At 64.4% G+C, this 23476-nt stretch carries 22 protein-coding genes and 1 tRNA gene; 6 read left to right on the top strand and 17 right to left on the bottom strand.

Annotated features, from left to right (window positions below; translation table 11 throughout):
• Positions 1-66 precede the first annotated feature (66 nt).
• The 6 genes from CSC67_RS10630 to CSC67_RS10655 form a co-directional block, all read right to left on the bottom strand.
• Positions 67-720: a GntR family transcriptional regulator gene (locus tag CSC67_RS10630; RefSeq protein ID WP_167752847.1), complete on the bottom strand. Its 654-nt coding sequence runs from the start codon at positions 718-720 to the stop codon at positions 67-69.
• A gap of 165 nt (positions 721-885) precedes the next feature.
• The gene (locus CSC67_RS10635; RefSeq protein WP_118994506.1) at positions 886-1863 is read right to left on the bottom strand and encodes a bile acid:sodium symporter; all 978 of its coding nucleotides are present in this window, start codon (positions 1861-1863) and stop codon (positions 886-888) included.
• A gap of 176 nt (positions 1864-2039) precedes the next feature.
• On the bottom strand, positions 2040-3623 hold the full coding sequence (locus CSC67_RS10640; protein WP_118994507.1) for a DHA2 family efflux MFS transporter permease subunit: 1584 nt from the start codon (positions 3621-3623) through the stop codon (positions 2040-2042).
• Between the two features lie 2 nt (positions 3624-3625).
• A complete protein-coding gene (locus CSC67_RS10645; protein WP_167752848.1) occupies positions 3626-4822 on the bottom strand; it encodes an HlyD/EmrA/EmrK family protein in 1197 nt (398 codons plus the stop codon).
• A 16-nt stretch (positions 4823-4838) separates the two neighbouring features.
• The gene (locus CSC67_RS10650; protein WP_118994509.1) at positions 4839-6236 is read right to left on the bottom strand and encodes an efflux transporter outer membrane subunit; all 1398 of its coding nucleotides are present in this window, start codon (positions 6234-6236) and stop codon (positions 4839-4841) included.
• Positions 6237-6491: 255 nt separating this feature from the next.
• Positions 6492-7028: a MarR family winged helix-turn-helix transcriptional regulator gene (locus tag CSC67_RS10655; RefSeq protein ID WP_118994510.1), complete on the bottom strand. Its 537-nt coding sequence runs from the start codon at positions 7026-7028 to the stop codon at positions 6492-6494.
• Between the two features lie 171 nt (positions 7029-7199).
• Between CSC67_RS10655 and CSC67_RS10660 the strand changes: the two genes are divergently transcribed.
• A complete protein-coding gene (locus CSC67_RS10660) occupies positions 7200-7445 on the top strand; it encodes a hypothetical protein (protein ID WP_118994511.1) in 246 nt (81 codons plus the stop codon).
• Positions 7446-7512: 67 nt separating this feature from the next.
• On the opposite strand, the gene CSC67_RS10665 is transcribed toward CSC67_RS10660, so the two are convergent.
• Together CSC67_RS10665 and CSC67_RS10670 are read right to left on the bottom strand one after the other, a co-directional pair.
• Positions 7513-9519, bottom strand: a complete 2007-nt coding sequence (locus CSC67_RS10665; protein ID WP_118994512.1) for a ligand-gated channel protein — start codon at positions 9517-9519, stop codon at positions 7513-7515.
• Positions 9520-9730: 211 nt separating this feature from the next.
• Positions 9731-11290, bottom strand: coding sequence for a glycosyltransferase family 39 protein (locus tag CSC67_RS10670; protein ID WP_118994513.1), 1560 nt, complete (start codon positions 11288-11290; stop codon positions 9731-9733).
• Between the two features lie 153 nt (positions 11291-11443).
• Between CSC67_RS10670 and CSC67_RS10675 the strand changes: the two genes are divergently transcribed.
• The 3 genes from CSC67_RS10675 to CSC67_RS10685 all read left to right on the top strand — a co-directional run bounded on the left by CSC67_RS10675 (position 11444) and on the right by CSC67_RS10685 (position 13493).
• Entirely contained in the window at positions 11444-12505 is a 1062-nt protein-coding gene (locus tag CSC67_RS10675; protein ID WP_118994514.1) for an AI-2E family transporter, read from the top strand.
• A 130-nt stretch (positions 12506-12635) separates the two neighbouring features.
• Positions 12636-13370, top strand: a complete 735-nt coding sequence (locus CSC67_RS10680) for a flagellar brake protein (RefSeq protein WP_167752849.1) — start codon at positions 12636-12638, stop codon at positions 13368-13370.
• A gap of 47 nt (positions 13371-13417) precedes the next feature.
• Positions 13418-13493, top strand: a tRNA-Thr gene (locus tag CSC67_RS10685).
• Positions 13494-13641: 148 nt separating this feature from the next.
• Here CSC67_RS10685 and CSC67_RS10690 read toward each other — a convergent pair.
• Positions 13642-14226, bottom strand: a complete 585-nt coding sequence (locus tag CSC67_RS10690) for an HdeD family acid-resistance protein (RefSeq protein WP_118994516.1) — start codon at positions 14224-14226, stop codon at positions 13642-13644.
• A 75-nt stretch (positions 14227-14301) separates the two neighbouring features.
• Positions 14302-14721: an HIT family protein gene (locus tag CSC67_RS10695; protein ID WP_118994517.1), complete on the bottom strand. Its 420-nt coding sequence runs from the start codon at positions 14719-14721 to the stop codon at positions 14302-14304.
• 191 nt (positions 14722-14912) lie between these two features.
• Here CSC67_RS10695 and CSC67_RS10700 point away from each other — a divergent pair, with 191 nt between their 5' ends.
• On the top strand, positions 14913-15932 hold the full coding sequence (locus CSC67_RS10700; protein WP_118994518.1) for a glycosyltransferase: 1020 nt from the start codon (positions 14913-14915) through the stop codon (positions 15930-15932).
• A gap of 12 nt (positions 15933-15944) precedes the next feature.
• On the opposite strand, the gene CSC67_RS10705 is transcribed toward CSC67_RS10700, so the two are convergent.
• From CSC67_RS10705 to CSC67_RS10730, 6 genes are read right to left on the bottom strand one after another with little or no spacing between them, the layout of a single operon-like run.
• Complete coding sequence (locus CSC67_RS10705) at positions 15945-16703, bottom strand: uracil-DNA glycosylase (protein ID WP_118994519.1); 759 nt, start codon at positions 16701-16703, stop codon at positions 15945-15947.
• Positions 16703-17359 carry an ABC-type transport auxiliary lipoprotein family protein gene (locus tag CSC67_RS10710; protein ID WP_118994520.1) on the bottom strand — a complete coding sequence of 219 codons (657 nt, stop codon included), beginning with the start codon at positions 17357-17359 and terminating at the stop codon, positions 16703-16705. Before CSC67_RS10710 ends, CSC67_RS10705 begins: the two co-directional genes overlap by 1 nt.
• Positions 17356-18294 (bottom strand): MlaD family protein, encoded by a 939-nt coding sequence (locus tag CSC67_RS10715; RefSeq protein WP_118994521.1) that lies wholly within the window; start codon positions 18292-18294, stop codon positions 17356-17358. Before CSC67_RS10715 ends, CSC67_RS10710 begins: the two co-directional genes overlap by 4 nt.
• A complete protein-coding gene (locus tag CSC67_RS10720) occupies positions 18294-19091 on the bottom strand; it encodes an ABC transporter ATP-binding protein (RefSeq protein ID WP_118994522.1) in 798 nt (265 codons plus the stop codon). Before CSC67_RS10720 ends, CSC67_RS10715 begins: the two co-directional genes overlap by 1 nt.
• On the bottom strand, positions 19085-20260 hold the full coding sequence (locus CSC67_RS10725; RefSeq protein WP_118994523.1) for an MlaE family ABC transporter permease: 1176 nt from the start codon (positions 20258-20260) through the stop codon (positions 19085-19087). The genes CSC67_RS10720 and CSC67_RS10725 overlap by 7 nt, the downstream gene beginning before the upstream one ends.
• Before the next feature lie 7 nt (positions 20261-20267).
• Positions 20268-20999, bottom strand: coding sequence for a nitroreductase (locus CSC67_RS10730; RefSeq protein ID WP_118994524.1), 732 nt, complete (start codon positions 20997-20999; stop codon positions 20268-20270).
• A gap of 263 nt (positions 21000-21262) precedes the next feature.
• On the opposite strand from CSC67_RS10730, the gene CSC67_RS10735 reads away from it, so the two are divergent.
• On the top strand, positions 21263-21541 hold the full coding sequence (locus CSC67_RS10735) for a hypothetical protein (protein WP_118994525.1): 279 nt from the start codon (positions 21263-21265) through the stop codon (positions 21539-21541).
• Here the strand turns inward: CSC67_RS10735 and CSC67_RS10740 are convergent.
• On the bottom strand, positions 21477-23465 hold the full coding sequence (locus tag CSC67_RS10740) for a CHASE2 domain-containing protein (protein WP_118994526.1): 1989 nt from the start codon (positions 23463-23465) through the stop codon (positions 21477-21479). The two genes, CSC67_RS10735 and CSC67_RS10740, sit on opposite strands and share 65 nt — an antisense overlap.
• Between the last annotated feature and the right edge of the window lie 11 nt (positions 23466-23476).

Here is a 23476-nt window from a genome sequence, read left to right on the forward strand (position 1 = left end):
CGTGCCCGATGAATCAACCGAATGCGATGAAGCCTTGCCGACCTCTTTGGCTAGGGCCTGTTGACGCTACAGCGCTTTGAGCAGGCGCGCTGCGGTATGTTCGCAATGGATTCTTCCAAGCTGCCCCAGCCTTTCGGCATCGCCCGCCAGGAAGGCTTCGTAGATCTGCCTGTGCTCGGCCTGAGCGCCGTCCATGGTGAGGCTGACCTCGACCCGTATGTACGGCTCGACCATATCCCGCAACATGAGTGCTACGCGTGAAACATGCCCCAAGCCCGCGCTTGCGAAGATGCGCTGGTGAAAGGCGAGATTCAGTTCGAGCCAATCGGAGGCGCTTTGAGTGGAGGAAACAGTGATCTGTTCCATTTGGCTCAGTATGGCCAGAACCTCTTCGATGTCCTGGTCGGTGCGCGCCAAGGCGGCGGCGCGACCCGCGTGTTCTTCAACCACTGCGCGCAGCGCGAAAATTTCCTGGATTTCATCCGGCTTCAGCGAGATGACCGAATAGCCCCGACGGGGTTTGAGTATCAGCAAGCCCTCGGCTTCCAGCCGGGTCATGGCCTCGCGCAAGGGCACGCGGCTGGCTCCGAAACGGTGGGCGAGTTCTTCCTGGCGCAGGATCTGCCCGGGCGGAAACTCGCCTCGCAGAATTCCCTCGCGCAGCCGCTGGTACAGCAGTTCCGATATGGAAGGCACCTGAGTGCCAAGGTCGCTGATCATGCTCATGGATCAATTGAAAACAAAGTCGGTCGGGCCAACGCTGCATCGCCTCCATCCACTACGGTCAGCGTGAGCGTAGCAATTTTGAATACAATATGCAAGATGTTTTTGGCGCGCATCGAAATAGACCCGCCGGCGGGTTCAAGGGTATGAATTTCCGGTGTTTCACTCGGCCGGGCCGCGGTCCTCGGCATGGCCCTCATCGGGAAATACCCGTCCGGGAACCGCCCACATATAAAGCACCATTCCAAACAGCTCTACCAGCGACTGCGTCACGATGACGAGGGCCGTGGTTTCCCAGCCGGCCGGCAGGGAAAGCGCCAGAGGAAGGACGACGAAAGAATTGCGGGTGCCGAAGCTGAAGGCCAAGGTGCGGCCCTGGCGGGCCGGCAAGGCCAACCACCGCGCCATCAGTTTCGCCAGCAGGACGGCCAGCATCAGGAACAGCACGAAGGCGGGCACCACGCTTGCCAGCTGCGCCAGCGCGGATGCCACCTCTCCCACGTGGGCGGCGGCAATCAGGAATACAGTCAATCCCAGCAGCGGCACCGGTCCCCACGCCGCCATGTTCCTTGCCGGCTCCAGACGGGGATGCCTGCCGATCAACGACTCGGTGAGCGCGGCCGCGGCAAGCGGGGCCAGCACTACCAGCACTGCGGGCAGCAGCTCACCCATGCCCCACCCATCGAGGCCGGTCTCATCGGCCATGAGCCAAAGGTAGGCGGGCAGAAGCAGCAATTGCAGAATGAGGTTGAGCGGCGTAGAGGCGACGGCCCTGAGGGTGTCTCCCCTGCCCAGTTGGCTGAAGGTGATGAACCAGTCGGTGCATGGCATGAGCAGTACCAGCAGCACGCCGAGGCGGGTCGCGGGATCGAAGCCGAACAGCTCGACCAGCCCCCACACCAGCATCGGCAGCACGACGAAGTTGCCCAGCAGCATGGCCAGGGCGAAGCGCCGGTCGCGCAAGGCCCGGCGCAGGCGCACCAGGGGCATTTGCAGGAAGGTGGCATACAGCAGCAGGACCAGCGTGGGCCAGAGCAGGCGCTCGAGCAGGGGCCTGACCTCGGGGAAACCCGAGCCCGTCGCCAAGCCAAGCAGAATGGTCCCCAGGTAGACGCCTGCCTGGCAGCGCTCCAGGGTCATGCGAGTCACAGGCGATGCTCCGCCCGGCTGGCGTGCGCATTGGCTGGCGTGTTCATGAGGCGTTCCTTCAACGGTGCGCTCAAGTTTACCGAACTCGCATGGCCATGCCCCGGGACATGACAGCACTGCGACTTGCCTCCGGTCAGCTCATCAGGGCCTGTCGACGTTAACAGGCCCTAATGCGCTCCCGCGCCGGCGTCGCCGGCCTTGCCGACCTGCGGTCTGGTCACCCATATCAATGCGATCATCACCAGGAACAGCACGCCCGATGCATAGAAGATGTCGACCGCCGACAGGGTGAAGGCCTGCTGGTTGATCAGCCGGTCGACCAGCGCCGCGCCGTGCTGGGGGTCCACGCCCTTGCTCTGCAGGCCGGCCATGGCGGCATCGAAGGCGGGCTCTCCGGGGCGCGCGACTTCCGCCAGCTGCGCATGATGCAGGCTGGCCCTGTTTTCCCACAAGGTGGTGGTGATGGAGGTGCCGAAAGCGCCGAACACCAATCGCACGAAATTCGACAGGCCGGCGGCGGCGGGAATGCGATGAGGTTCCAGTCCCGACAGCGAAACCGTGGTCAGGGGAATGAAGAAAGTGGCCATGGCCGCGCCCTGTATGAAGGTGGGCAGCATGATGGTGCCGATGTCCACGTCGGTGCTGAAGTCGGCGCGCATGAAGCTGATCAGCGAGAAGGTCAGAAAGGCGAAAGTGGCGATGATGCGCGGGTCGTGCCTGGACAGCATCTTGCCCACGATGGGAGAGATGATGATGGCCAATATGCCCACCGGCGCCGACGCGATGCCGGCGTCGGTGGCGGTGTAGCCCAGCGTATTCTGCATCCACAGGGGCAGCAGCACCACCGTGCCGAAGAACACGCCGTAGCCGACCGAAATGGTGACCACGCCCGCGGTGAAATTGCGGGACTTGAATAGGGTTAGGTCCACCACTGGATGCTCGGCGGTCAGCTCCCAGATGATGAAGAAGGTGCAGGCCACCACGGCCGTCACCGCCAGCACGACGATTTCAGTGCTGGCGAACCAGTCCAGCTCCTTGCCCTTGTCCAGCATCAGCTGCAAAGCGCCCACCCACAGCAACAGCAGCATCAGGCCGACCGTGTCGATGGGCAGCTTGGTCCGCACGGAATCCCTTTCCTTGTAGATCTGCCAGGCGGCCCAGCCGGCCACCAGGCCCACCGGCACATTGATGTAGAAGATCCACGGCCATGAGTAGTTGTCCGAGATCCAGCCTCCGAGCAAAGGCCCCACCACCGGCCCGACCAGGATGGTCATGGACCACAGGGCCAGCGCCATGCCCGCCTTGTCCCTGGGGTAGGAACCCAGCATCAGCGATTGCGACAGCGGTATCAGCGGACCGGCGACGGCCCCCTGCAGAATGCGCGCGACCACCAGGGACTCGAGCGACCACGAGAAGCCGCACAGCCAGGACGACAGGACGAACAACAGCACCGAAAGCACGAACAGCCTCACCTGGCCGAAGCGCTGCGTCAGCCATCCGGTCAGCGGCACGGTGATGGCGTTGGCCACCGCGAACGAGGTGATGACCCATGTGCCCTGCGTCGCGCTGACGCCCAGATCGCCCGCGATCGTGGGAATGGACACATTGGCGATGGACGAGTCCAGCACGTTCATGAACACCGCGGCCGACAGGGCGATCGTGCCCATGGCGCGCGCCCTGCCCTGCAGCGGCGGGTGGGCGGCCTGAACGGGCCGCGCCGATTCCGAAGTGGCTTCTTCGTGGTCCGGCATGATCAGGAACCGCTGTTGTCTTGGATGATCTTGGCGATCAGGGCCTCGGCCTGGCCGATCGGCTCATCGAAGACGGACGTGCGCAGGCTGCCCGCGTCGGCGATGGCCTGCGCTTTCCGGACATCTTCTTCGGCCGGCTCGCGCAGGTCGACTTCGACCTGCATGGAAAGCCCCACTCGCAAGGGATGCTGCGCCACCTCGTCGGGATCCAGCACGATGCGAACGGGCAGACGCTGCACCACCTTGATCCAGTTGCCGCTGGCGTTCTGCGCGGGAAGCAGCGAAAAGACGGCGCCGGTGCCGGCGGCCAGCCCCTGCACATAGCCATGGTAGACCACGTCGCCGCCATAGAGGTCGGCGGTGAGCGTCACCCTCTGGCCGGGCTTCATGCGCCGCAGCTGGACTTCCTTGAAATTGGCCTCGACCCACAGCTGATCGAGCGGCACGATGGTCATCAGCGCCGCGCCGGGCACGACATGCTGGCCCACCTGCACCGAGCGCTCGGCGATCATGCCGTCCACCGGCGCGCGGATATGCGTGCGCGAGCTGGCCAGCAGCGCCTCGCGAAGCTGGTCTGCCGCGAATTCGACATCCGGATGATGCTCGGCCGATGTCCCGGCGGTTCGGGCCAGATTGGTCTCGAGCTGGGCGCGCGACACGGCCAGTGCGGCGCGCGCCTGCGACACGCCCGACTGCGCCGCCTTGACGGCCGTCTGCGCATGCAGGATCTCCTCGCCGCTGACGCCGCCCGACCGGGCCAGCGCCTGGCGCCGCTTCAGATCGCTTTGCGCCTTGGACAGATCGGCCTGCGCCCGTTCGACGTCCGCCTTGCGCGCCTCGATGTCGGCGCCCAGCGCATCGTTCTGGGCAAACAGGCCGCGGGTCTGGCGCAGCGCCTGAGCAAGGGCCGCCTCGGCCTTGCGCGACGCCAGGTCGGTGTCGCCGCTGTCCAGCGTGATCAGCTCCTCGCCGCGCTCGATGCGCTCGGTTTCGTCTGCGCCGATGGCCACCACCGTGCCCGGTATCTGCGCGGTCACCTGAACCAGATTGCCCTGCACGTAGGCGTTGTCGGTGTCTTCGAAGTGCGAGGCGTACAACCACCACCATACGGCGTAGAGGATGCCCAGTGCCACGAAGACCAGGGTGGCGATGATCAATAGCGATTGGCGTCGAGACGCCGGTTTTCCCTTGACTCTCATGAATGTTTCTCGTGACTCAATGTTTGGCGGGGTGAAGATAGCCGCCGCCCAGAGCGGTGGCCAGTTGCGCGTCCAGCTCATAGGCCCGCGCCCGCATGTCGGCGGCCAGAATGGACTGCTTCTGCACTTCGTTCTGCGCCAGCAGCACCTGAATGAAATTGCCCAGACCCGACCGATAGCGATCGACGGCAAGCTGGTAGGCCGCGCTGATGGCCTGCAGGCTTTCAGCCTGGTCCTTGGCCTGCTCTTCCAGCGCCTGAATGGAAGCCACCGCATCGGCGGTTTCCCGCAGCGCCGAGAGCAGGGTCTGGTTGTAGTCGGCAATGGCTGCGTCGCGATCGGCGCGCCGCTGGCCGAGCTGCGCATTCAGCGCGCCGCCATGGAAGATGGGCAAAGACACCGCTGGGCCCACGCCGTAGGTCTTGCTGCCGCCTTGCAGCAGGCTGTCCAGCCCCAGCGACATGAAGCCCGCGAAAGCCGCGAGATTCACATTCGGGTAGAACTCGGCCTTGGCGGCCGATATCTGGCTGGCGGCGGCCAGCGCGCGCTCACGGGCTGCGATCAGGTCGGGCCGGCGCGAAAGCAATTCCAGCGGCAGCACCGCGGGCACGCGCGCAGGCATGCCGTCCAACACGACCTGCTCGATATGGCCGCCGCGCTCCGGGCCTTCGCCCAACAGGGCGGCAAGCTGGTTGCGCAGCAATTGGGCATTGTTGCCGGCCTGGCTCCACTGCACGCGCGCCGACGCCACGGCGGATTCGGCCTGCCTTACCTCGATCCGGGTATCCAGGCCGGCGCCGACACGCTCGCGCGTGATGTCCAGCACCTTTTGCTGCTGCTTGGCGATGTCTTCCAGCACGGCTTGCTGCGCCAGCGCGTTCTGCAGCTTGTAGTAGCTTTGCACCACCGCGCTCACCAGCGTGTTGCGCGCCATTTCCAGATCGGCACGCGCCGCCTCGCGGCTCGACACCGCCGCCGCGAACCGAGCCCGGTTGCGCCCCCACAGATCCAGATCCAGCCCGACGTCCAGCCGCAGGTTGGCGTCGGTCAGCATCGAGCCGCCATAAGGCGGCGGATAAATATAGTTCTCGGAAAAGCGCTGCCGTGTGACGTTCAGCCCGGCATCCGCCTGGGGCAGCCGCAGCGCCCGCGCCCCGCGCACCGCCGCGTTCGCGGCGTCCAGCCTGGCCCGGGCCGCGTCCATCGACGGGCTGCCGGCCAGCGCCGCATCGACGAGGCCGTCCAGCTGCCCGTCGCCGTAGCGGGTCCACCAGCGGTCGGTGGGCCAATCGATTTCGTGCTGTTGCAGGCCCAGCCGGGCCGCATCGATCTGGACGGTTCCGGGCTTCCCGGGGTCCATGGCCGCGCAGCCTGCCAATACGGCGGCCAGCAGCAGTGATATGAGGGCTTTCATGATTTCGTAGCGTGGCAAACGTTCAACGTGCAGGCTGACAGCAAGCTGAATATATCTGCCTAGTTAGTAACTGCCTAGGCAGCTATTATATAGAAATATTCCGGCCAACGGCAAGAGCTTCGCCCGGCTCGCGGCGGCCGCCTCGGTATCCGGCTCTGTCGCGGGTGCAAAAGAAAGTGTTTTTCGGAAAAGACCCCGGCGTTTGCCCAGGGCCTGTCAACCTTAAAAGGGCTGCCCTTTTAGGGTTGACAGGCCCTAGGGCGCCTTGTCTCCATTGCCCAACATGCGCAGTACCATGCTGATGAAGAGTTCGACCTCGTCCTTGCGGAACCCCTGCAAATGGGTATTGAGGGTGGCCGCCACTGCGGGAAGGATCTGCTCGGCCACCTCATTGCCGGCTTCGGTCAATTCAATGCGCACGCTGCGCCGGTCGTCCGCACTGCGCTGCCTGGTGATGAATTTCTTGGCTTCGAGCCGGTCGAGCGCGCGCGTCATGGCGCCGGTGTCGATGTCGGCGCGGCGCGAAAGCTCGGCCGGGGTGTTCACCTGGTGATAGCGGATAAGAGCCAGAGGACGCCATTGCGTGGCCGTGAGCCCCATTGGCGCCATGCGCTGGTCCATCATGCGCGTCAGCGAGGCTTGAAGCTGCTTGACCAGGTTCCCGATGCTGACCTCCGGATCGAGCGATTCGGCGGTACCGCGATAATAGCCGGCAGCCTCAGGCCGCTTGGCGGCCTGCTTTCCGGCGGCAGCCGAGCGCTGCCGCGGTATGGATGGGGCTGATTTGCTCATGCGGGCATTCTAACGCCAAAGCCGCCGGCGGGCGAAGGACAACGAGCACGAGCAAGCCGGCCTGCCCGGACGCGAAGTCCCCGGGCCGTTTCTTGCTGTTGAGTTTTTCCACGATCCCGCTAGCATAGAGTCGACGACCCTCGCGGGGCGGCAACACAACAGGAGGAAACCATGTCTCAAACCATCTGCATCGGCGGCCACCTGCATGGCAAGCGGGTCCATATCATGTCGCATCCTTCCGAAACCAGCGACATGCTCGACGAGCCGCGTTATTCGCTGCGCATCCTGTCCAAAGGTGAAACAGACCAGCCGTCGGAGCAGCGGCGCTTCTATGTCTTCGATGAAATCTCCGACGGCGAGGCCACCATACTGGCCGCTCACCATTGGAACGACGGGGCCGGCGCCGAAGAAAACTGACAAGCAGGCGGCCCGCGTTCGATTCGAAAGGGCCGGGCTCTACGCCCGGCCTTTCCCGCAGGCGGTCTTAGAAACCCACCGTCAGTTGTGCCCAGTAGCGCCTGCCGTCGTACACGGCGTCGAACGTTTCGTCCGTGACGCGCTTGTCGAACACGTTATAGATGCCGAAGCCCAGGCTGGCATTCTTGTTCAGCCGGTAATTCAAGCCCACATCGACGAATGTGAACGAAGGCGTGCCCTCGGCCATCGAAGTGCGGCTCAGGTATTCGGAGGTCTTGCCGCGGAAATTCACGCGCGACCAGAATCCGAGCCGGGCATTGGCGTCCCAATCCAGCGTGGCGTTGAACATGTGCTTGGGCATCTTGTTCAAGGGAAGGCCCTCGAAGTCGCCGCTCTTCTGCTTGGACTGCGTGTAGGTGTAGTTGGCCGACAGGCGCAGGTCGTCGCGGGCTTCCCAGGTGGTGGTGGCCTCGATGCCCCGGATATTGGCGCGGTCGACGTTGACCCGGTCGCTGATGAATTTGTATCCCTGATCGCCCGGATTCACGTGGCAGGTGGGCAGGCCGTCGGGGTCGGTGCAACGGCGCACTTCAGATATCTTGTCCTTGAAGTCGGTGTTGAAGAACGTCAGGCTGCTGACCCAGCCCTGGCGGTCGTCCCAGATGACGCCGAGCTCCTGGCTGACGCTTTTCTCGGGCTTGAGGTTGGGGTTGCCCACGATGATGGCCGGCACACCGCCGCCGCCCGTGATCTGGCCCCAATCGGCCACCGCCTGACGCAGCGATGGCGCGCGAAAGCCCGTCGACACACCGCCCTTGAAACTGAGATTGTCGGTGGCGTGCCAGACACCATACATGCGGGGCGTCCAGTGCGTGCCGTAGTTTTCGTCGCGCGTCATGCGAACGCCGGTCGTCAGCGCAAAGTCCTCGGTGATCGACCACTCGTCTTCGGCGAACAAGGCCCACTGGTACCGGTCGAGCTTGGTAAGCGCGGCATCGTACTGGTTGCCCGCATCGCTCAGGCTTTCTTTCTGGTAATGGAAGCCGCCGCTTACCAGGTGGTTGCCCAGCGGCAGGTTCCACTGCGTATTGAATTCCGTGTTCTTCAAGTACATGTCCCGCGACGGATTGTCTATCTCCTCGCGCTGCACATAGGTATTGGACGTCGCAAGGCCCCAGCGCCCGATGTGGGTCAGCGAATACACGTTCTTGTCGTACTTCGTGCTGGAGGCCGTATTGGGACGGCCGCGGCTGTCGAGTTCGGCCATCGACTTGCCGGGCGTGGAAGCGCGCTCCTGCAGGGTGCGCGAAAACTCGGCGATCAGATCGTGGTCTTTGTTGGGCGTCAGGGCAAGCTTGACCGTGCCCGACGTCATGTCCTGCTTGTTGAAGCCGTTTTCGATCCGGTCTTCCTGGCGGCGCGCCTTCTGGCCATATACCTGCAGGCCCAGCTTGTCCTGCATGAGCGGCCCGGCCAAATAGAAATTGCTCTGGAAAATATCGCCCGAATCGGAATCTTCCTGAACCGTCACTTCATTGCGCAGGCTTCCCGTCCAGGCGTTCGGCACTTTGCGGGTAATGATGTTGATCACACCGCCCATGGCATCCGAACCGTATAGCGATGACATGGGGCCGCGCACCACCTCGATGCGTTCGATGGCCTGCATCGGCGGCAGCCAGCCCTGCTCGATGCCGGGGCCGTCGCTGTTGGGACGCGTCTCGCGCGAGTTCTGGCGCCTTCCATCGATCAAGATCATCGTGTAGGTGGGCGCCATGCCCCGCACACTGATGTCGCTGGAGCTTCCGCCGCCCGTGATGACCACGCCCGGGACGTCCTTCAAAGCGTCCGTGACGTCCTTGAACGCTCTTTTTTCGAGTTCCTCGCGGGGAATGACGGTAATGGATGCCGGCGCGTCTTCGACCATCTGCTCGAAGCCGGTGGCCGTCACGACCACATTATCCAACTGGGCGACCGGCGCTGTGGCCTGGGCATGAACGGAAGAGGACAGAAAAGTAGCGGAAAGTGCGCAGACGGCGACAGCCACGGGCTTCAGCCGGAAGACAACGGGGGACATGCGTTTCCTTTTTCAACAAACAGTAAGGCAAAAATGAGAATGATTATTGTTTGTTTACGCGTCCACTGTCAACGAAGCATGGCGGAATGAGACTGGCGGGGAATGCTTTTTGCAGACGAATTACAACATCGTCTTCATAAACGAATGGCAACGCCCGCGTACAAGCGTACGCGGGCGTGTTAGCGGCGTGGTATGTTTTGTGCCGCCCGTGCTATTGGGCGCAGGCCTCCGACGGCGGAATGATGCCCCATTCGATCTCGATCAAGGGGCTCTTCTCCGAAGACCAGCGCAGGCTTTCGACCCCTTTCCAGCTTGCCTGCTCATGCAGGCGCAGCAGTGCTTCGGCCAGATAGCCGCGCGTGTCGCCGCTATAGGCGACCAGGACGCCGCAGTCCAACGCCGTGTCGGGAAAGAGCCAGGGAGATTCCGCATAGCTGCCGTTGATGAAGACCTGCGCCACCGGGTGGAGATTGATCGCGATGTTGCCGCCCAGCCAGGTGTCGGACGCGACCAGGCGCAGCGGCGTGCCGGGCGCATGCGCCTCCCAGTGCTGCTGCATCCGTTGCGCGATCTCGGGGCCCGGAAAGGTCGAGCGGGCGGTGCGCCCGGAATAATGGGCAAGGGGGCCGCGCGCCGCCGCATAGCCCACTGCCATCAACACATGCACCGTTATCACCAGAATGGCCGTGCGGCGGAGCGTCGCGCGGGTGGACCCCGACAGCCACCAGAAAGCGAAGTAGCCGTACAGGATAAAAAACGTAGTGCCCCAGGAAGCCACCAGGCGGGTGCCCAGAACAGCCGACATCAACAGGGTGGCCAGGAAAGGTCCCAGGCCGACCCACAAAAGAAATGCGCGGTCCCACTTGGCGAGTTCCCCCGCGTAGGTGTCGCCCCGCTGCGCGATCGGCCGCCGGCGGTTCCACACATACAGGGCCAGCCAGACCAGCAGCATGGGGCTGAGGCGCGCCAGCTGGTCGATCGAAAAATCCCATATGCCTTTCAAGACCTCGGCATAGGAACTGGTCTCCATGGAATTGTCCAGATAGCGGAAGGGCGCGAAATCATTGTCGACCAGCCAGTAAACGTGCGGCGAGATCACCACGGCGAACACCGCCAGCGCCTGCAGCACTCCGCGCCGCACGCCCGGGTCGCGCCAATGGCCAAGCGCCACGATGAAGATGAAGAACACGCCGAACTGTATGACGGCACTGTATTTGGTCAGGACGGACGCCCCGGCCACCGCCCCCAGCCAGAGCCACGAGCTGGCGCGCCCGTGCCGCAAAGCGCGGTAGAAGAGCCATGTGCAGGCCGCGATGGACCACAGCTGCGCGGTATTGTGGTTGTAGATGGTGCCCCGCAGCGAGAAGTACAGCGTCGTGGACACCATCAGCGTCGCAATCAACGCCCGGCGCGGGGAGGTGAACTCGCAGCCGAGCCGCCACACGAACCACAGGCCCAGGGCGGACACCAGCTGGCCGGCGAAGAAGGCCAGCCAGACAGGCTTGCCGAACAGGCCGCTCAACGCATACATGAACCACGACGGCAGAGGCGGGTGCTTGGTATAGCCGAACTCGAAGCTCGAGGCCCACACCAGTTCCTCCATGCCGTCCAGGTCGGGCGCACGATGGCTGACCGCGCACAAGAGGGTCCACAAGGCCACCATGCCCGCCAGGAACGCAAGGACCACCAGATTTTGCGCCGGCGACGGTCCGGCGCCGCGCGTGCCCGCCCTGTTCTCGTCCGCCCTGTTATTGATATTGTCGTCCCGCATGCCTTGTCGCCCTCGAGTGGATTCGGTCCGCGCAACGCCGCGCCGGATGTCCGGGGTGGCCGCGCAGCGTGATTGTAGCCCCGGTATACTAGGGCGCTTGCGTCGCGCGAGCACGACGCAAGCGTCGCCATACAGACAGCGCCCGGAGCCCTCATGACCGATAGCAAATTGCACTATCGCACCTTCATCATCCTGCTACTGATCGTCACGCTCGCGTTCGGCCGGCTGCTGCTGCCCTATTATGGCGCGGTCTTCTGGGGCGCCATCCTGGCCATCAGCTTCATGCCCCTGCATCGCCGGCTCTTGTCGCGCCTGCCGGGCCGGCCCAATCTTTCGGCCTTGCTGACCGTGCTGCTCGTCCTGCTGCTGGTCATACTGCCTCTTACCCTGCTCACCGGCTCGCTGCTGCAGGAAGGCTCCAACCTGTACCGGCGCGTCGAAAGCGGCGAACTCAACCTGGGCTCGTACTTCGAGCAGATCGTCGGCGCCCTGCCTCCTTCCATTCACGGGGCGCTGGAGCAATTCGGCCTGACCGATCTGTTCAGCATCCAGGAGAAGCTGTCGGCCGGCGCGCTGCAAGGCAGCAAGTTCCTGGCCTCGCAAGCCGTCAACATCGGACAAAACACCTTCCAGTTCCTGATCGGGCTGGGCATCATGCTGTACCTGCTGTTCTTCCTGCTGCGCGACGGCGCAAAGCTGGCCCGCAAGATCATGGCGGTCATTCCCCTCAGCGCCGAGCACAAGCAACTGCTCATTCACAAGTTCATCACCGTGGTGCGCGCCACCCTCAAAGGAAACATCGTGGTGGCCGCCACTCAGGGCGCCCTGGGCGGGCTCATCTTCTGGATACTGGGCATCGAAGGCCCGCTGCTGTGGGGCGTGATCATGGCGCTGCTGTCGCTGCTGCCGGCCGTAGGAGCCGCCATCATCTGGCTGCCGGTGGCCATCTACTTCCTGGTCACGGGCGAATACTGGGTGGGCAGCATCCTCATACTCTATGGCGTCCTGGTCATCGGCCTTGTGGACAACATCCTGCGCCCGCTGCTGGTGGGGAAGGACACCAAGATGCCCGACTACGTGGTGCTCATTTCCACCATCGGCGGCCTCACCACCTTCGGGCTCAACGGCTTCGTCATCGGCCCCCTCATCGCCGCGCTCTTTATGGCGGTATGGGACCTCTTCCCTTCCGCGGCGCAGCAGCAGGGCGACGCCTGACATCCGCCGATATGGCCGCCCGGTCTTCGCAAACGATGAATTTTCAAGGACACTTCATCCACGCTATGGCCTGGCCGGCGCGACTTTGTTGTAATAACGCTTTTGCCGACCAGCCGCTTTGCTCATTACCGTGACATCAAACGCTTCGCCCTCTTCCAGCGCCTACGCCCTGACCACCGAATTCGAGATTCTGGGAGTGTTGCGCTCTCTGGCCGCCGACCAGCGCCTGATCCACCTGCGCGCGCCCGCCGGCAACGCGTCCGTGGTGACCACCCTTCTCCATATCGATCCGGAAAAGTCCGCGCTGACCTTCGACGGCACCGCCGACCCCGGCGTGCTGAGGCCCATCCTCGCCGCAGAGCGGCTGCACTTTGAAGCTTCGCAAAACGGCGTGCATGTCAGCTTCAAGTGCGGGCCGGCCGAATCGTTGCTGTTCGAAGAGCGCCCCGCCCTGCGCCTGCCGTTTCCGGCCGAGCTGATCCGCGTGCAGCGCAGGGATGCGTTCCGCGTCGCGACTCCCGTCAACAGCCCCGTGCTCTGCACCATTCCCCTCGAGGACGGCCCGGTGACGCTGCCCCTGGAAGACCTCAGCACCGGCGGGCTCGGCGCCTCCGATGCCGCGCACGCGGTGCCGGAGACCATCGGACAGGTCTTCAACGGCTGCCGGCTCGACCTGCCCGACACGGATCCGCTCGAAGTCACCCTCAGGCTGGTGCATATCCGCGAATTCGAACGCGCCGGCAAGCAGCTGCGCAGCCTCGGCTTTGCTTTCGAAGGCCTGCGCGGCGCCGCCTCGGCGCGCGTACAGCGCTACATCACCGCGCTGGAGCGCGAAGCGCTGGCCCGCAACCGCGGCTTCAGGTAAAGAAAGCGAGCAGGCGGCTTGGAAAAAGTGGTACAATTTTGGGCTTAGCCGATGTAGCTCAGTTGGTAGAGCAGCTCATTCGTAATGAGAAGGTCGAGGGTTCGACTCCTTTCATCGGCACCAGTATTCATGCGGCTTTGCAAGAACCTTGCAAAGCCGCATTTTGTTTGCCCGGCGCCAGGCGGTTTTTTGCCGCCGGGCGGCCGCAAGGCCAGGCACTCCAAGCAGCCAGGCATGAGCCCGCACGGCGCGTAGGCACTTTTTTCGGACTCTAGCCGCGCCGCTGCCTCAAGGCCAGGCCCAGCAACAGCGTCGACCAGCCCTGGAACAGCAGGTCGATGGACAGGATCAGGCCCAGCAGCCACAGGCTGTTGCCCGGCCACAAGGCGGCGATGAGGATGCCGGTCGCCAGGGTGATGGCTCCTGAAAGCGCCAGCCACAGCCAACCCCGCTGGCCCCGGTTGTTGAACCAGATCCATAGGCGCAGGGCGCCCACGGCGATCAAGGTGGCGCCCAGCAGCAGGGTCAGGACCGATGCCCCCGCCACGGGGTTGACCAGCGCCAGGACGCCGGCGCCCGCATAGAGCAGGCCGCTGGCGGTCCAGAACAGGAAGCCCGCCAGATGCTTGACGCGCCAGGCATGGATCAGCTGGCCCACGCCGCCGATCAGCATCAGGGTGCCGATGAAAATGACGCTGACCAGCGTGGCCGCGAAAACGTAGGCGAAGCCGATGAAGCCCAGGGCGAGCAGCACCGCTCCCAGGGCGATGAACCACCCCCAGTGCGCGCCCAGTTCATTCAGCGCCTGCGCAAGCCCGTCGGAAGCCGGACCGGTGTTGGAATCGCTATTTCTCATGATTAGCCCCTCATGGTGAGTCGACATTCTCAATGTATCAGCCAGGACATGCTTCGCCCTTGACTTTGATCATGCTCAATCAAGACTGGCCTTGATGCGCTCGGCCATGGCCTTCAGGCCTTCTTCGTCGGCCCGCTGGGCGGCATGCACACGCAGCACACCGCCGGCCGCATGCGGGATCACGTGAAAGTGGATGTGGGGCACCGTCTGGCCCGCCGCCGCGCCGTTCAGCTGCATCACGTGCAGGCCCTCTACGCCCAGGGCCTTCTTGACCGCGATGGCGATGCGCCGCGTGGTGCGCATGGCCGCCATGGCGCCCGCTTCGGACAGTTCCAGCAAGGTCTCTGCCGGCTCCTTCGGCACGATGAGCACATGGCCGTCGGCCTGGGGCATGAGGTCCATGAAGGCCAGAGTCTGGTCGTCTTCGTAGACCTTGATGCAGGGCGCCTCGCCGCGCAGGATCTTGGCAAAAATATTGTTGCTGTCGTAAGCCATGAATATCTCCTGAGATCAGTTTGCTGCCGGCGACGATAGCAGCCGCCAATTCCGGCAATAGTAAAGCATCCGGAAAGCGGGCGCTGCGCCGCCGCGCGCACTGCCGCTGCGGCCACGCCGGGTATGTGGCTTGCTGCGACATCGGCGGCCCGGCATTTCGCCCGCCGATCCCGTTTTCTTGAGAGAGGCTTATGGACACCGCTTCGTTCGAGCCGGCGCGCGCATTGCGCATTCTGACCTGGCACGTTCATGGCAATTACCTGTACGCGCTGACGCAGGTGCCGCACGAATTCTTCATCCCGGTGCAGGCCGACGGCCGCGCGGGCTATGCGCCGCTCGGCACCAAGATACCGTGGGGCGCCAATGTGCATGAAATCAGCGTCGAGGACATCGCGCGCGAGCAATTCGATTGCATCGTCTACCAGTCGCAAGCCGCCTACGAACAGGATGCGCCCGAGCTGCTGACGGCGGCGCAGCGCGCGTTGCCAAGCATCTACATCGAACATGACCCTCCGCGGCCCTATCCCGTGGACACCCCCCACCCCTTCAAGCACGATCACGGCATCCTGGTGCACGTCACTCACTACAATGCGCTCAATTGGGATGCGGGCGACCAGCCCGCGCAGGTGATAGAGCACGGCGTGCCCTTCAACCCTTCGCTGCGCCATACGGGCGAGAAAGCCGCCGGCATCACCGCCATCAACGGCCTGAAGAAGCGCGGCCGCCGCATGGGGGCCGATCTCTTCGAATGGAGCCGCGAGCAGGTGCCGCTCGATCTCATCGGCATGCAAAGCGAGGAAATGGGCGGTCTGGGCGAAGTCCCCAACCTCGATGTGGCAGCCGCCATGGCCCCTTACCGGTTTTTCTATACGCCCATCCGCTATACCAGCCTGGGCCTGGCGTTGATCGAGGCCATGCTGCTGGGCATGCCGGTGGTGGGCGTGGCGGCCACGGAACTTCCCACCGTCATCGAGAACGGCAAGAACGGCTTCGTGCATACGGACAAGCACAGAATCATCGACGTCATGCGCCAGCTCATCGATGAGCCCGAACTGGCCCGCCGATGGGGCGAGCAGGCGCGCCGGACGGCAATGGCCCGCTTCAACATGGAGCGCTTCGTGAACGACTGGCTGGAAGTACTGGCCCGCGTCACGGAGACCCGGGCACCGCATGCCCGGTCCGGCGTCCAGCCGGCCCGTGCATCGGGCTAGGGCCTGCGCGGGCTAAGCCGATGCCGCGCGCAAGGGAGGCTCGTCGTTGCTCAGCCAATCGATGCCTCCCACGCCCTCGGCTTCCAGCCACCGATTGGCCATGGCGAAATGCCCGCAGCCGATGAAGGGCCGAGGCGGCCGAAGCGCCGACAAGGGCGAGGGATGGTTGGCCTTCAACACATGGACCGGCCCCTGCGGCGGGTGCTCTTTCAGCAGCGCTTCGCGCGCCTGGGCGTGCGAGCCCCACAACATGAGGACCTTGGGCTGCGCCTCTTGCAGCACCCTCGTCAGAATGGCGTCGGTCACGGTCGTCCAGCCGCAACGGGCATGTGAACCGGCCTGGTGCGCTTCGACAGTAAGAGCGGTGTTGAGCAGCAGCACTCCCTGCGTGGCCCAGCGCACCAGGCTGTTGCGCTGGGCCTGATACTGATCGGCGTACTCGCGCTTCAGTTCGGTGAACATATTGCGCAGGCTCGGGGGCGCGCGGCAATCGTCCGGCACGGAGAACGCCAGGCCCTGCGCCTGCCCGGGCCCATGGTAAGGATCCTGGCCGAGAAGAACCACTTTCACGTCCCGCGGGGCGACCTCGTGCAAGGCGCGAAAGGGCCTGGCCGGGAAAATCACCGTCCCGGCATCGAGCCTGTCCTGCAGAAAACGGTCGAGTTCGTGCAGGGTCTGACGCACAGGCTCCGCTTCGAAGGCCGAGCGCCATGCGGGATCCAGTGCTTTGACGTGGGCCATCAGCTTGCCCTGAAAGAGATTGTCCGCCATTAGTGCGTCTCCTTGCTGGTCGGCGCTTGTTCTCGGCTCCAGGCAAGCAATTGAGCCGTCAGTTCGTCGACGGCGAAGCCGAAGGCCTGGACGACTTCGGGCACTTCCTTGCCCTGCACGGCCCGCTCGGCATGAAAGCGCCGCGACGCCAGGATGCGTGACGAGGCCGGCTCGACGAGTGTGGCGTCCAGCGCCACCACCGCCACCGGCGAACCGGAGCGATAGATCACATGGAACTGGGACAGGTCGCTCGACAGTTCGAGATCGGCGCCCAGGTTGCCGCTGTCGGCCACGACCGAGCGAAAGACCCCGGCGTCGCGGAACGACTGGATCAGACGATCGCGCAGCAGCACCGGCGCGGTGTCGCTCCATCTGGCCCCCTTGTAGGCGCTGACTCGATCGGCTTCGGGAACGACCAGGATGCGGGTGCTGTCGACCGCGCGATTGCCATAGGGGGTGGCCACCCGCAGCACCGCCGGCAGGCGGGGGCGCGGCGCAGCGGCGTCCGCCGCCTCGACCGCATCGGGCAAGCGATAGAAAGTCAGGGTTTCAGACGCGGGCAGCATCGCGCAGCCGGACAATGCCAGCAGGACGGCGGGCACGCATGCCTTGAGCATCTTTGCAATGTGGCGCGCAAGCGCGGGGGAATGCCTCATGGTTCGAACTCCTCGATCTTCGTGCGTCCAAGCAGGAAATTGGTCGGGCTGTCGCCGAGCTTGCGCACGACCTCCTGCAAGCTGGCCAGGGTGCCGCGCAGCTCGTGCAGGGCCGGTCCCAACTGACGCAATCCGTCGACGCCGGAATTCAAGCCCGAGCGGTTCTCGCCGATCAACTGGTCGAGGCTGTTGCCGGTGCTTTCGAGCGACGCCATGGCGCGCTGAACGCTTTGCAGGGTGGCCGTACCCTGCTTGTCGAGCAGAGTGTCCGCATGGTCCATCAACACCGTCGCCTGCGCCAGCGCATCATTCGCCTGCCGGCTTGCCTGGGTCACCGCCTCGACCAGCTGGTTCATATTGCCGGACTGCCCCGATAGCGCGGCGGTGAGCTGCTCCAGGTTGTCCAGCGAGCGGCTGATCCGCTCGGCATTTTCGGGCGACAGGACTTGCTGGGCGCTCATGATCAGCGAAGTCAGATTGGTCATGAGGTTGTCGCTGTTGGCCAGCAGTTGCGTAATCGGCGAAGGCGTAGCGATGATAACGGGATCGCCGGATTCGGGTTCGGGCAGTTCAGCGCTGTCGGGCGACCCGCCGCTCAGGCCGATGACCGAAGCGCCTGTGATGCCGGTCAGCACCAGTCTTGCGCGGGTGTCCTGCTTGATGGGGATGTCGTCCTGCACCTCGATGCGCGCCCTCACCACCGCGGGATCGTTCGGATCCAGCGAAAGGCCCTGCACTTCGCCCACCTTGATCCCGTTGTACTGGACCGCGCTGCCCACGGTCAGGCCGCGCACGGCTTCGTTGAAAATCACGACGTAATGCCTGTCGCCCGCGTTCTGTCCCGCCTTGCCGAGCCATAGCGAGAACAGCACGGCCAAGACGGCGACCACCACGGTGAAGGCTCCGATCATTACATGATGCGCCCTGGGTTCCATTATTTCGCACTCCGCGATTCTGCCGCGCGGTAAGCCGCGCGGCCTCTGGGTCCATGAAAATATTCGCGTATCCATGGGTCGTCGATGGCTTCGACACGCTCGAGCGTATCGGCCGCCAACACCTTTTTTCGGGACAGCACCGCCACCCTGTCGCAGCTGGCGTACAAGGTGTCCAGGTCGTGTGTGACCAGGAACACCGTCAGGCCCAGGGCATCGCGCAAGGTCATGATCAGGCGATCGAAGGCTCCTGCGCCGATGGGGTCCAGGCCTGCGGTGGGCTCGTCCAGAAACAGGATGTCCGGATCCAGGGCCAGCGCCCGCGCCAGCGCGGCGCGCTTGACCATGCCGCCCGAAAGTGAACTGGGATACTGGCTGCCGGCTTCGGCGGGCAGGCCCGCCAGGCCTATCTTGCTGCGGGCCAGCGCTTCGGCCTGGGGTCGCGCCAGGCCTGCCTGCTCCATCAGCGGCACCGCTACATTCTCGATCACGGTCAGGGACGAGAACAAGGCGCCGCTCTGAAACATCACGCCGAAGCGGCGCTCGATATGGGTACGCCGCTCTGGCGGCAGCGCGAGCAGGTCCTGCCCGAATATGAATATGCTGCCGGCCGCCGGAGGCTGCAGGCCGACGATGGAACGCAACAGCACCGACTTGCCCGTGCCCGAGCCGCCGACCACGCCCAGGATCTCGCCTTTGCGGATGTCAAGATCCAGGCCGTCATGCACGACATGGCTGCCGAAGCGATTGACCAGGCCCCGCACCTGGACGATGGGAGTCTGCGTGCCGGCCTCTACCATCCCATCTCCATGTAGAAAAGCGCGGCCAGCGCATCGATGAGAATCACCACGAATATGGACTGCACGACCGCCGAGGTGGTGTGCTCGCCGACCGACTGCGCGCTGCCGCGCACCTTGAAGCCCTCGAGGCAGCCGATGATGGCGATGAGGTAGGCGAAGATGGGCGCCTTGGCCATGCCCAGGAAGAAATGCCGCAGGGCGATGTCGCGCTGGAAGATCGTCAGGAACATGCTGGGCGAAATGTCGAGCGCCACCGCGCAGACCAGCATGCCGCCGACGATTCCGGACACCATGCCCACGAAAGTAAGGGCCGGCATGGCGATCAGCAGCGCGATGATGCGCGGCACCACCAGCAGGTCGATCGGACTCAGGCCCATCATGCGGATGGCGTCGATCTCCTGGTTGGCTTTCATGGAGCCCAGTTGCGCGGTATAGGCGCTGGCGGTGCGGCCGGCAATGAGGATGGCGGTGAGCAGCACGGCGAACTCGCGCAGAAACGAAAAGCCCACCAGCGTGACGGTGTAGATGGTGGCGCCGAAGTCGGCCAGCACCGTGGCGCCCAAGAAGGCAATGACCGCGCCCACCATGAACGTGAGCAGGGCCACGATGGGCACCGCATTGAGTCCGGACTGCTCGACCTGGGCCACTACCGCGGTGATGCGCCAGCGGTCCGGCCGGAACAGGTTGCGGCCCAAGGCTTCGAGGGTCAGTCCCATGAAGCCCAGCAGCGCGACGATCAGTTGCCAGATGTGTTCCACCGACATGCCGATGCGGCCCAGCAACTCGCGCCAGGCCGGGATGGGCGCCCCGGGCGGTTCCGCCTCGGGCTCGGCGGCCGCCACCGCGGCAAGCAGGGCCAGGCGCTCTGCCGGAAGCCCGTCTTGCTGCGAAAGCAGTTCGCTGAGGTGCGCGGGGCCGATCAGCCGCGCCAATTGAGCCGCGCCCGCGGTGTCCACCGCGGCCAGGCCGCTCAGGTCGATTCCGCTGACCTGCAGCGCGGAAGGCAAGCGGCGCTGCTTCGCGCTCGATGCATGGCCGGCCTGCGCCAGGAACGCGTGGATGGCGCGCTCGATCGCCTGATAATTGGCCAGGACCCATTCGCCCCGCACGATAAGCCGTGCCGAACCGTCAATGGAATCCAGGCTCAGGTATTGCGCGCCGTCCCGCATCGGCGCGTCAATCCAGCCAGACCGTGAAGTCTTCCGGCGGCACGCGGGGAGTGCGGAAGGTGTTGACCAGTTCGTCGGGGGCGGCATGGCCCAGCGCCATGCCGCATACGAGCATTTCGTCATCGCCGGCGCCGATGTGAGGCAGGATGATGCTGGCGTATGAGTTCCAGGCGGCCTGCGGGCAGGTGTCGAGCCCGCGCGCCCTGGCCGCGATCATGATGTTCTGCATGAAGGCGCCGCAGTCGAGCAGCGCGCCCTGTCCCATGATGGTATTGACGGTAAAGAACAGCCCCACCGGCGCATCGAAAAAGCGGAAATTGCGCTGATGCTGGGCGTGCATGCGGTCCTTCTCGCCCTTGGCGATGCCGAGCAGGCCGTACAAGCCCCAGCCGTTCTCGCGCCGGCGCTCGAGATAGGGACTGATCCATTTCTGGGGGTAATAGGCGTAGGCCTCTTTATAGCGGGCGGCCTCTTCGGGGTTGGCATACACCGCATCGTGGGCAGCGCATACTTTTTCGACCAGCGTATCGCGGGCCCGGCCTTGCAGCACGTAGGTTTTCCAGGGTTGAGCGTTGGCGCCCGAGGGCGCCCGGCTGGCCACGGCCAGTATGCCGTTCAGGACTTCCCTTTCGACAGGCCGGCTCGTAAAGGCACGGATCGATTGGCGCGACTCGATCGCCGCATCGACGTATTCGGCGCTTTCAGGGCAAAGAGATGGATCCAGTACAGAAGAGGACATGCGCGGCAAAGCTCCTGCAGGCAAACGAAAGATAGGAAAGTTTAAAGGGGGGCGGACAAAACGGCCAGGGCTGCGGCCAAGAGTCGTTTCGATTCTACCGGCCTGCGGAGCCGGATTTGCGGTTTCATCCAGTTGCATTTACAAATAGCTCGCCATATTATCCTTATATTATGAATGAAAAAGCAGTCATTACAGGCCCTTATGCGTCGCAGCCACAGAGGCTCATGAGGTAGCGGCACTTAAAACATACCCTTACTACCATCATGAATCTGCCGGACGACCCTTCCTCTCCTCCCAGCGGCCCGCCGTCCAAAGAATGCTGCGCCGTGGCCAAAACCAGCCGCCGCGGCGATTCCGGAGCCGGCCGCAGCGCATTGCGCCGTCGGCGCCTGCAAATGGTCCGCTACCTGCAGATCATCGCCTGCCTACGCGACGAGACCAGCGAACTGCGCTCCGAGATCGCCAGCCTGGAGTCCATCATCGGCGCTCAGGCCGACGCCATCGATGCGCTGCGCCGTCACCGGGACGAGCCGGAAGAATGACGCGAAAGACGCTGCCCTTGCCGCGCGCGCTCTCGACCTCCACGCGTCCGCCATGGCGCTGCACGACGGCGCGCACCAATGCCAGTCCCAGGCCGCTGCCCTCGGGATTGCCCGGCGAGTCCACGTCGAAACGCCGAAAAGGCTCGAAAAGCTGCGCCTGCTGATCGGCCGTCATGCCGCGGCCCTTGTCCTTGATCGACACGGCCCAATTGCTTCCTTGAGCGTATAGGCGGCACATCACGTGCGCCCCGTCGGGGCTGTAGTGGATGGCATTGTCCACCAGATTGCCGAACGCCCGACCCAGCATCTCGCCATCGGCCGCCACGATGGCCTGCCCCATGGACGCATCCACGGCGACGACGATCCGGCGCCGGCGCGCCATGGGCCAGCGCTCGTCGCACACCGAATGCAGCAGCTCGCCCAGATCGATGTCCTGGAAGTCCAGGGCCGTCGACTCGGCGCGGGCCAATCGCACAAAACCATCCACCAGGCCCAGAGTACGGGAAGCGCACCGGTCGACGCGCTCGAGCAGTTCAGGTTGGGCCAGGGGGTTTTTGCCGTAACGCTGCAATTGGGTCAGCGCCAATATGGCGTTCTGGGGCGAACGCATGTCATGGGAAAGAAAACGCAAGGCCTCTTCGCGCTGGCCGATCGCCTGGCGCAACAGGCCCATGGCGCGGTGCAATCTGACCATGCGGGCCGGCAGCGATGCGCCCCCAGGCGTATCTTCGGAATCGGGAAGCGCCTGGGTATGCATCAGGTTCTGTTCATAGAGCTGATCGAGCTCGGCGTCCACCTGCCGCAAGGTCGCCTCCTGGATGCGCCAGTTCCATACCGGATAAGCCAGCACGATGCCGATCAATGCCGCGGAAGGCCCCACCCAGACATCGGCGTGGCGCATCATCAGCCAGACGGCGGTGAAGATCAGGGCGACGATGATCAATATGACGAAGAACGATTTGCGGGGCGACAGCCTGCGCAAGGCCACGCATACCAGCAGCACGGGCAGCATGCACAGCAGGGCCGACTGCAAGCGGTCCGGGGTATGGATCCAGTAGTTTCCCAGCGCGTTCTGCAGGCCGTTGGCCAGTATTTCCACCCCGGCCATCGGCTCGCCCGCCTTGGACAAGGGCACGGACATGGTGTCGCCCAAGGCCGCCGCCCAGGCCCCGACCAGCACGTACTTGCCTTCGAGCGCGGCGGGCGGGACCGACCCGTCGAGCACGCGGGCATAGGGATACATCGCGAAGCTGCCCGGATCGCCGGCGTACGAGATCAGCCGGGCGCTGCCGTCGGAACCGCGCAAAGGCGCAAGCCGCTCTCTTTCTCCCCCCGCCTCCAGCATGGCCAGCACGAAGTGCTCGACGTTGATGTCGTCCACCTGCTCATGCAGCCGCATGGACCTCACCACGCTGTCCGGATCGAGGAGGACGTTGATGTAGCCCATGGCGGCGGCCGCATCGGCCAGCACCGGCAGCGGCTCTTGAACCCGATTCTGGTCGATAACCAACGGCAGCGCCACCCGGCCGTGCTCGCGCATGGCGCCGGCCAGGGTTTCATCGTCGTCCGGGTAGGCGGGATTGGGATCGCTCAAGACCAGGTCGAGGCCCACCGCCCTTGCTCCCCGCAGGCGCTCCAGCAGTTGCGCATGGACGGCCCTGCGCCAGGGCCAATAGCCCATTTCCCGGATGCTGGCGTCGTCCAGCGCCACGATGACGATCTCGTCCGACGGTTCGTGCGTCGTCAGCGCCATCGTTCGTCCGTACAGGACATGGTCCAGCCGATGCATGCCCAGATGCTGGCCAAAGTAGCTCAGCAGAAAGGTCAACGCCATCAGAGCCGGCACGGTGCATAGCCATTCGATGCGAAGCCGCCGCTCGAGCCCGTCCCGCTTCCCGCGCGCCGACCTGCGTGATTTCAGCATGGCTGCCCTTT

This window comes from Pusillimonas caeni (genome assembly GCF_003545815.1).
In the GTDB taxonomy this organism is placed as follows: Bacteria; Pseudomonadota; Gammaproteobacteria; order Burkholderiales; family Burkholderiaceae_B; genus Pusillimonas; species Pusillimonas caeni.

Coding starts and splice junctions, on each gene's coding strand:
- CSC67_RS10630 (WP_167752847.1), bottom strand. CDS start 720: ATGATCAGCGACCTTGGCACTCAGGTGCCTTCCATATCGGAACTGCTG.
- CSC67_RS10635 (WP_118994506.1), bottom strand. CDS start 1,863: ATGACCCTGGAGCGCTGCCAGGCAGGCGTCTACCTGGGGACCATTCTG.
- CSC67_RS10640 (WP_118994507.1), bottom strand. CDS start 3,623: ATGCCGGACCACGAAGAAGCCACTTCGGAATCGGCGCGGCCCGTTCAG.
- CSC67_RS10645 (WP_167752848.1), bottom strand. CDS start 4,822: ATGAGAGTCAAGGGAAAACCGGCGTCTCGACGCCAATCGCTATTGATC.
- CSC67_RS10650 (WP_118994509.1), bottom strand. CDS start 6,236: ATGAAAGCCCTCATATCACTGCTGCTGGCCGCCGTATTGGCAGGCTGC.
- CSC67_RS10655 (WP_118994510.1), bottom strand. CDS start 7,028: ATGAGCAAATCAGCCCCATCCATACCGCGGCAGCGCTCGGCTGCCGCC.
- CSC67_RS10660 (WP_118994511.1), top strand. CDS start 7,200: ATGTCTCAAACCATCTGCATCGGCGGCCACCTGCATGGCAAGCGGGTC.
- CSC67_RS10665 (WP_118994512.1), bottom strand. CDS start 9,519: ATGTCCCCCGTTGTCTTCCGGCTGAAGCCCGTGGCTGTCGCCGTCTGC.
- CSC67_RS10670 (WP_118994513.1), bottom strand. CDS start 11,290: ATGCGGGACGACAATATCAATAACAGGGCGGACGAGAACAGGGCGGGC.
- CSC67_RS10675 (WP_118994514.1), top strand. CDS start 11,444: ATGACCGATAGCAAATTGCACTATCGCACCTTCATCATCCTGCTACTG.
- CSC67_RS10690 (WP_118994516.1), bottom strand. CDS start 14,226: ATGAGAAATAGCGATTCCAACACCGGTCCGGCTTCCGACGGGCTTGCG.
- CSC67_RS10695 (WP_118994517.1), bottom strand. CDS start 14,721: ATGGCTTACGACAGCAACAATATTTTTGCCAAGATCCTGCGCGGCGAG.
- CSC67_RS10700 (WP_118994518.1), top strand. CDS start 14,913: ATGGACACCGCTTCGTTCGAGCCGGCGCGCGCATTGCGCATTCTGACC.
- CSC67_RS10705 (WP_118994519.1), bottom strand. CDS start 16,703: ATGGCGGACAATCTCTTTCAGGGCAAGCTGATGGCCCACGTCAAAGCA.
- CSC67_RS10710 (WP_118994520.1), bottom strand. CDS start 17,359: ATGAGGCATTCCCCCGCGCTTGCGCGCCACATTGCAAAGATGCTCAAG.
- CSC67_RS10715 (WP_118994521.1), bottom strand. CDS start 18,294: ATGGAACCCAGGGCGCATCATGTAATGATCGGAGCCTTCACCGTGGTG.
- CSC67_RS10720 (WP_118994522.1), bottom strand. CDS start 19,091: ATGGTAGAGGCCGGCACGCAGACTCCCATCGTCCAGGTGCGGGGCCTG.
- CSC67_RS10725 (WP_118994523.1), bottom strand. CDS start 20,260: ATGCGGGACGGCGCGCAATACCTGAGCCTGGATTCCATTGACGGTTCG.
- CSC67_RS10730 (WP_118994524.1), bottom strand. CDS start 20,999: ATGTCCTCTTCTGTACTGGATCCATCTCTTTGCCCTGAAAGCGCCGAA.
- CSC67_RS10735 (WP_118994525.1), top strand. CDS start 21,263: ATGAATCTGCCGGACGACCCTTCCTCTCCTCCCAGCGGCCCGCCGTCC.
- CSC67_RS10740 (WP_118994526.1), bottom strand. CDS start 23,465: ATGCTGAAATCACGCAGGTCGGCGCGCGGGAAGCGGGACGGGCTCGAG.